Annotated in this window: 6 protein-coding genes and 1 pseudogene; 3 read left to right on the top strand and 4 right to left on the bottom strand. The window is 69.2% G+C overall.

Annotated features, from left to right (window positions below; genetic code table 11):
- Positions 1–140: 140 nt before the first annotated feature.
- From ACLQ24_RS27915 to ACLQ24_RS27905, 3 genes are all read right to left on the bottom strand, one after another.
- Complete coding sequence (locus ACLQ24_RS27915) at positions 141–905, bottom strand: type 1 glutamine amidotransferase domain-containing protein (RefSeq protein ID WP_425894723.1); 765 nt, start codon at positions 903–905, stop codon at positions 141–143.
- A 133-nt stretch (positions 906–1,038) separates the two neighbouring features.
- Positions 1,039–2,703, bottom strand: a complete 1,665-nt coding sequence (gene mctP, locus ACLQ24_RS27910; RefSeq protein ID WP_425894722.1) for a monocarboxylate uptake permease MctP — start codon at positions 2,701–2,703, stop codon at positions 1,039–1,041.
- A complete protein-coding gene (locus ACLQ24_RS27905) occupies positions 2,703–2,960 on the bottom strand; it encodes a DUF3311 domain-containing protein (RefSeq protein ID WP_425894721.1) in 258 nt (85 codons plus the stop codon). Before ACLQ24_RS27905 ends, mctP begins: the two co-directional genes overlap by 1 nt.
- 165 nt (positions 2,961–3,125) lie before the next feature.
- Between ACLQ24_RS27905 and ACLQ24_RS27900 the strand changes: the two are divergent.
- A pseudogene (locus ACLQ24_RS27900) lies at positions 3,126–3,602 on the top strand (transporter); the annotation flags it as partial.
- On the opposite strand, the gene ACLQ24_RS27895 reads toward ACLQ24_RS27900, so the two are convergent.
- Positions 3,561–4,226, bottom strand: a complete 666-nt coding sequence (locus ACLQ24_RS27895) for a hypothetical protein (protein WP_425894720.1) — start codon at positions 4,224–4,226, stop codon at positions 3,561–3,563. The pseudogene ACLQ24_RS27900 and the gene ACLQ24_RS27895 sit on opposite strands and share 42 nt — an antisense overlap.
- A gap of 23 nt (positions 4,227–4,249) precedes the next feature.
- On the opposite strand from ACLQ24_RS27895, the gene ACLQ24_RS27890 reads away from it, so the two are divergent.
- Together ACLQ24_RS27890 and ACLQ24_RS27885 are read left to right on the top strand one after the other, a co-directional pair.
- On the top strand, positions 4,250–4,768 hold the full coding sequence (locus tag ACLQ24_RS27890; protein WP_425894719.1) for an acyl-CoA thioesterase: 519 nt from the start codon (positions 4,250–4,252) through the stop codon (positions 4,766–4,768).
- A 142-nt stretch (positions 4,769–4,910) separates the two neighbouring features.
- Complete coding sequence (locus ACLQ24_RS27885) at positions 4,911–6,917, top strand: acetoacetate--CoA ligase (protein ID WP_425894717.1); 2,007 nt, start codon at positions 4,911–4,913, stop codon at positions 6,915–6,917.
- The last annotated feature ends 107 nt before the right edge of the window (positions 6,918–7,024 follow it).

Below are 7,024 nucleotides of genomic sequence, written 5' to 3'. Positions count from 1 at the left end.
GAAAGCCGACGCGCGTCCCGCACCGTAACGCCCATACACCCCAAACGATCACAAACCATTTGGGTTACGGGTCAATACTACGACCGTCGTATCGTCGCGGATCGCGGCCCCGTTCGCCCAGCTCCAAGCTGATGGGGGGCCTACCGGTTCCCGTGCACGGGGCTGCCGTCGAGAAGCTCGCAGAAGGTTCTCGCGAAAAGGTAGGCATCGCCGGGCCACCGTGCAGAGACGTAGTTGCCGTCCTGCACGGCGAAGGCGGAGGTGTCATCGGTGGCCGTGCCGCGTCGGTTGAGGACTCGTGGTCCATGTTCGAGCTGCCCAGGCGAGTTGAGGGCAGCTCGTACCTCGTCTTCGACATATGCGGGGTAGGTGCGGTAGTAACGTCCGAGTTTCCACGCGGTCAGGAGATATGCGGCGCGCTCCTGATATTTCAGCAGGCAGGTCGTTCGTCGGTCCGCCAGGACACTGTGTCCCGTTGCCGGGTCTATTGTCCTTGCCAGGACCAGTACGCCATGGCAGATCGCCCCGACCGGGCGGCCGAGCGCCCAGAACTGGGCGACTTTGTCCGCCAGGATCTCGGAGTCCAGATATTGCCGCATGCCGGGGGCGTGGCCGCCGGGCAGGATAAGCCCGTCGTAGTCGGCCGGGTTCAGGTCGGCCCAGGCCACCGTGTTCCGGAAATCGGGGCTCTGAATGAGCTGATGGTAGAAGTGTTTCGGTTCGTCGGCTGCGCCGAGTTGGCCCAGGATCACGCCGGTAAGCAGTCGCGGGTCGGCGGCCGGGACTACCCCGGTGGCTTCGGTCGCGAATTGAATCTGGTGCCCGGCCGCGGTCAGAACCTGCCACGGCACGGCGACCTCCGTTACGTCGAAGTCGTAGTCGGGCAGTGGCATGAGAATGCGCATGAAGGCGGCCCCTAACCAGGATTGCAGGAATCGGGTTCAGGGTATCGGCCAACGTCACCGACCACTGTCGAGGGTGAATTTCTTGATGGCGACGGGGTACCCGGGCGCAGTTTCCCGGGTACCCCATCGGTGCTCAGACCTGCGGTGCGGGTTCGACGGCCACCTCGTCGCTGTTCTGGCGCGTCTCTGGGACCAGCTTCTCGTCGCCCTCGTCGACGAAGTAGTCGCTGGGACTGGTGCCGTCCGTGCCGTCAGGCACCCGGCCGGCCTTCAGCGCGAGGGTCGCCAGCGCCGCGACCACCAGGTTGACCAGTACGGCGACGATACCGACGTAGATCGTCTTCGGGGTGTCGAAGCCGAACTTCTCCAGCGGGAAGGCGGACCCACCGAAGTGCGCGCGTTTCGTCGCCAGGTTCGGGATCTGGTAGAGCATCCAGACGCCCAGCCCCATGCCGGCCACCCAACCGGCGATGAGCGCGCCCCGGTGGAACCAGCGGGTGTAGAGGCCCAGACCCACGGCCGGCAGCGTCTGCAGGATGATCACGCCGCCGATGAGCTGGAGGTCGATCGAGAACTGTGGGTCGAGGAACACGATGCAGGCCACCGCGCCGACCTTCACCACCAGTGAGGCGACCTTGGAGACCTTCGCCTCCTGTGCCGCCGAGGCGTCCTTCTTCAGGTATTCCTTGTAGATGTTGCGGGTGAACAGGTTCGCCGCCGCGATCGACATGATCGCCGCCGGCACCAGCGCGCCGATGCCGATCGCCGCGTACGCGACTCCGGCGAACCAGTCCGGGAAGGTGTGGTCGAACAGCAGCGGTACGACCGTGTTGCTGTCGACCGTGCCCGCCTTCGCACCTGGCAGTGGCTTCACCCCGGCCGCGATGGCCATGTAGCCGAGCAGCGCGATGAGTCCGAGCAGCAGGGTGTACGCGGGCAGCGCCGACATGTTCCGCTTGATCACGGCACGGCTGCGGCTGGCCAGGACGCCGGTCTGGGTGTGCGGGTAGAGGAAGAGCGCGAGTGCCGAGCCCAGCGCCAGCGTCACGTACTGGAGTTGGTTGTTCTGGTTCAGCAGGATGCCGTCACCCGGGGCGGGCGTCGCCTTGAACTTCGCGTCCGCCGCGTCGAAGATCTCGCCCCAACCGCCCAGCTTGTACGGCAGGTAGATCACCGCCACCAGGATCACGATGTAGATCAGGCTGTCCTTGACGAACGCGATCAGCGCCGGCGCACGCAGCCCGGATTGGTAGGTGTACGCGGCGAGGATGGCGAACGCGATGATGATCGGCAGGTGCCGGGCGATGGTGCTGTCCCCGGTGACCCCCATCGTTTTCAGCACCGCCTCGATGCCGACGAGTTGCAGGGCGATGTACGGCATCGTGGCGGCGATACCGGTGATCGCGATGATCAACGCCAGTGTCGGTGAGCCGAAGCGGGTTCGGACGAAGTCCGCAGGCGTCACGAAGCCGTGCTGGCGCGACACCGACCAGAGTCGGAGCAGCACCAGGAAGACGAGCGGATAGACGATGATCGTGTACGGCACGGCGAAGAATCCGGCCGCCCCGGCCCCGAACAGCAGTGCCGGAACCGCCACGAAGGTGTAGGCCGTGTAGACGTCGCCGCCGACGAGGAACCAGGTGATCCAGCCGCCGAAGGTGCGACCTCCCAGGCCCCACTCGTCGAGGTGTGCCATGTCCTTCGGCGCCCGCCACCGCGCCGCGAGGAAGCCCATCGCGCTGACCAGCAGAAACAGCACCGTGAAGACGATGATCTCAGTCAGATGGTTCCGCCACATCACGACCTCACCGCCCGGTCCCTGGTCATCCGGTAGACCACGCTGGTCGTGGCCACGCCGAGCACGATGAAGGCCAACTGCAGCCAGTAGTAGGTGGGGAAGCCGAACAGGCGCGGCGAGTCCATGTTGAACAGCGCGGGGACCAGCGGCACCACGATCGGGAGGATCAGGAGCCAGTTCCAGGGGCTGCGATCGGTCGCCGCGCGCGGCGGTGAAGCGTCGCCCGGCGGCTCGGCTGTCACGGGGGGTTCACTCATGACTGCATTCCGTTTCGTCGAAGCGTGGCTTCGTTACCCGCCACGCGACAATGGGTATTCGCGGAGCGTGGAGGTTTATGCCGCACCCCGGGAGGGAGCTTAAACAGCTCACGATCGGTGTCGTCGGAACTGTCATTCTGGTCACTTTGGCGCCCGCGTCCGCCGCTGGTCGCCGGGCTGGCCATGGCGTCGCTGTTCGCGTACGTTGCCGGGTTGTCCTTCGTCCCGCAGGACCAGTACGGCCTCGACGAGCAGCAGTTCGGCCTGGCCTTCGGTGCGGGGGCCGTGGGCCTGATCGGCGCCACCCAGTTCAACGTCCGCCTGCTGCGGCCCTACACCCCACAGCAGATCCTCGTCGGCGCCCTGGTCACGGGGACGGCAGCCGGTCTGCTGCTGGTGCTGTTCGCGGCCACCGGTCTCGGTGGGCTGGGCACGCTACTCGCGTCCCTGTGGCTGGTGCTGGCCGCCGCGGGTCTGGCCCCGCCGAACGCACCGGCGCTGGCCATGAGCCGACACAGCGAGGCCGCCGGCACGGCAGCGGCACTGCTAACCGAGCCCGCCGCTTCCAGGGGCGGGCCGGTTCCCCGGCCCGCCCGACGGTCAGCGGATCTCGGTGGTGTCCTCGGGTCGCGACTGGCCGCGCGGCGGCGCGGACCACGGCGATTCGCCGCCCACCCGGCGGGGCAGCGGCTCGGTCGGCGTCGGATCGGCCGGGTAGCCCAGGGTCGGCGGTGCGGTGTCGCGCTCCGCTTGCTCGGACGACGACCAGTCGGTCAGGGTGAGGTCGTCGCCGCGCGGGGCTTCCGTCGGCGTCGGCGTCGTGGCGGCCACGGCCGCCGGCTGCGGCCACCGCAGCCAGCGTTGACTGCTGAACGTCGCCATCAGCAGCAGCAGACCGATCAGGAAGAGCGTGCCGTTCTCGACCGGCAGCCGCAGCGGTAGTGGGTCGCCGAACACCTTCCAGTCGTGCGGGATCGCGTCGCGCACCTCGAATGGCGCCACGAAGATCCCGACGTACGGGGTGACCAGCAGCAGCCCGGCCACCACCGGGCCCGCCGGTGAGAAGCGCAGTGTGCCGAGCAGCCCGAGCAGGACACCGCCGACACCGAGGTACACGGCCGGCTCGATCAGGTTGGCGGTGTTGAAGGTGCCGATCTCCACCCAGCGGTCGACCGTCCGGCTCGACCCGTCCTGCCCGAGTGTGACAAGCGCCCACGTGATGGGTGCCACCACCAACCCGGCGAGGAAGCTCCAGAGATGTCGCATCCGCGCACCGTACCGTTTCCGGCATGACCGAGCACCTCTCCGCCGCTCCGACCGGCAAGCCGACGTCGTACTCCCGCGTCACCCTGAGCAAGATCATGACCGCGGTGGACGTCAACCTCTACGGAACCGTCCACGGCGGGGTCCTGATGAAATTCGTCGACGACGTGGCCGGCGCCGCCGCCGCCCGGCACAGCGGCGGAACGGCGGTCACCGCCGCGATCGATGAGATCGTCTTCTCCGAGGCCGTGCGGGTCGGTGACCTGGTGCACGCGCACGCCCAGGTGAACTGGACCGGGCAAACCTCCATGGAGGTGGGGGTGCGGGTGGTCGCCGAGCGGTGGGACTCGGCCGAGGACGCACCGATGCGGGTGGCCACCGCGTACCTCGTCTTCGTCGGGGTGGACGTCGGCGGTGCGCCGCGCTCGGTCCGTCCGGTGCTGCCGGAGACGCCGGAGGACGAGCGTCGGTACCGGGAGGCGGAGATCCGCCGCGAGCACCGCCTGGCCCGCCGCAAGGCCATCCTGGCGCATCGGGCCGGCTGACCCACATGGCTTGCCGCGCTGGAGTGTGGGCCGGGCACGCGTCGATCGGCCCACCCGGTGCGCAGAATGGCGCTTCGAGGTAGGGCAAGATGGCGCCACGGCCCATGCACAGTGTCGTGCGGGCCTCAGGGAGGGTGGAGCAGTGGGTGACGTGCTGTCGACGCCGTCAGCGGACGTGCTCGAGCGGTCCCGGATCGGCGACTACCTGCGCTGGCTGCGGGAGCACCGCGGGCTGGACTTCGCCGACTACGACGCGCTGTGGCGCTGGTCGGTCACCGACCTGGACGCCTTCTGGCGCTCGATCTGGGACCACTTCGAGGTCATCGCGCACACCCCGCCGACCGCCACGCTGGCCGAGCGGACGATGCCCGGGGCCCGCTGGTTCCCCGGCGCCACCCTCAACTACGCCGAGAATGTGCTACGGATGCCGGGCCGCGCCGACGACGACCCGGTCGTGATCGCGCACGGCCAGACCCGACCGCCGGTCACCCTCATCGCCGCCGAGCTGCGTGAGCAGGTCCGCCGGGTGTCGGCCGGTCTGCGCCGGCTCGGCGTCACCGCCGGGGACCGGGTGGCGGCGTACGCGCCGAACATTCCCGAGACGTACGTCCTGCTGCTGGCCACCGCCAGCCTGGGCGCAATCTTCTCGTCCTGCGCGCCCGAGTTCGGCACCCGCAGCGTCACCGACCGCTGGCAGCAGATCGAGCCGACCGTGCTGGTCGCCGTGGACGGCTACCGGTACGGCGACAAGCCCGTCGACCGGCGGGCCGAGGTCGCCGCCATCCGCGCCGCCCTGCCGTCGCTACGGCACACCGTCGGCATCGCGTACCTCGGCCCGGTGGGCGTGGCCGCCGACGACCCGGCCGCCGTGCCGGTGGACGGCGCGTCGGACGCCCTCCTGGACTGGGCGGACCTGGCCGCGCCCACCGACGAGCCGTTGACGTTCACACCGGTGCCGTTCGACCATCCGCTGTACGTGCTCTACTCCTCGGGCACCACCGGCCTTCCCAAGCCGATCGTCCACGGCCACGGCGGCATCCTGCTGGAACACCTGAAGATGCTGGCCCTGCACCACGACCTCGGCCCGTCCGACCGGTTCTTCTGGTTCACCACCACCGGCTGGATGATGTGGAACTTCCTGGTCTCCGGGCCGGCGGTGGGCGCGGCCATCGTGCTCTTCGACGGCAACCCGGGCCACCCGGACCTCGGCGCGCTGTGGCGGCTGGCGGCCGAAACGGGAACGACCTACTTCGGCACCTCGGCGCCGTTCCTGCTGGCCTGCCGCAAGGCCGGCCTCGTCCCCCGGGAGGTCGCCGACCTGTCCGCGCTGCGCGGCGTCGGTTCCACCGGTGCGCCGCTGCCCGCCGAGGGCTTCCACTGGGTGTACGAGACGGTCGGCGACCAGGTGCAGCTCCAGTCGCTGTCCGGCGGCACCGACGTGTGCACAGGCTTCGTCGGCGGGGTGCCGCTGCTGCCCGTGTACGCCGGTGAGATCGCCTGCCGCGCCCTGGGCGCCAAGGTGGAGGCCCGCTCGGCCGACGGCACCCCGGTGATCGGTGAGCTGGGCGAGCTGGTGATCACCGAGCCAATGCCGAGCATGCCGGTGGGCTTCTGGAACGACCCCGACGGCGTCCGCTACTCCGAGGCGTACTTCTCGGTCTACCCGGGTGTGTGGCGGCACGGTGACTGGATCACCATCAACGCGCGCGGCGGCTGCGTGATCACCGGACGCTCCGACGCCACCCTCAACCGAGGCGGCGTACGGCTGGGCACCGCCGAGTTCTACTCGGTGGTCGAAGGGCTCGACGAGGTCGTCGACTCGGTCGTGGTGCACCTGGAGGACGGCGAGGGCGGTGCGGGCGAGCTGCTGCTCTTCGTGGTGCTCGCCGATGGCCTGACCCTGGACGACGCGCTGCGGGCGAAGATCAGCCGCGAGCTGCGTACGTCCCTCTCACCCCGGCACGTGCCCGACGAGATCCACCAGGTACGCGCGGTGCCCCGCACCCTCTCGGCGAAGAAGCTGGAGGTGCCGGTCAAGAAGATCCTCACCGGTACGCCGGTCGACCAGGCCGCCGCCAAGGGCGCCTTGGCCAACCCGGAGTCCCTGACCGCGTTCGCCACCTTCGCCCAGTCCCGCACCCACGCCTGACGCCCCCGCCGCAGGGTCCGGCTCCCGCGCGCTCTGAGAGACTGTCGGGTAACTGGGTGGGGGCGGAACGTCACGCCGAGACACGTCGATGGAAGGTCCTCGACAAA

Source organism: Micromonospora sp. DT4 (assembly GCF_049841675.1).
GTDB lineage: Bacteria > Actinomycetota > Actinomycetes > Mycobacteriales > Micromonosporaceae > Micromonospora.
This window is presented reverse-complemented; position numbering and strand designations above follow the sequence as displayed.

Coding starts and splice junctions, on each gene's coding strand:
- ACLQ24_RS27890 (WP_425894719.1), top strand. CDS start 4,250: ATGACCGAGCACCTCTCCGCCGCTCCGACCGGCAAGCCGACGTCGTAC.
- ACLQ24_RS27915 (WP_425894723.1), bottom strand. CDS start 905: ATGCGCATTCTCATGCCACTGCCCGACTACGACTTCGACGTAACGGAG.
- ACLQ24_RS27895 (WP_425894720.1), bottom strand. CDS start 4,226: ATGCGACATCTCTGGAGCTTCCTCGCCGGGTTGGTGGTGGCACCCATC.
- ACLQ24_RS27905 (WP_425894721.1), bottom strand. CDS start 2,960: ATGAGTGAACCCCCCGTGACAGCCGAGCCGCCGGGCGACGCTTCACCG.
- mctP (WP_425894722.1), bottom strand. CDS start 2,703: ATGTGGCGGAACCATCTGACTGAGATCATCGTCTTCACGGTGCTGTTT.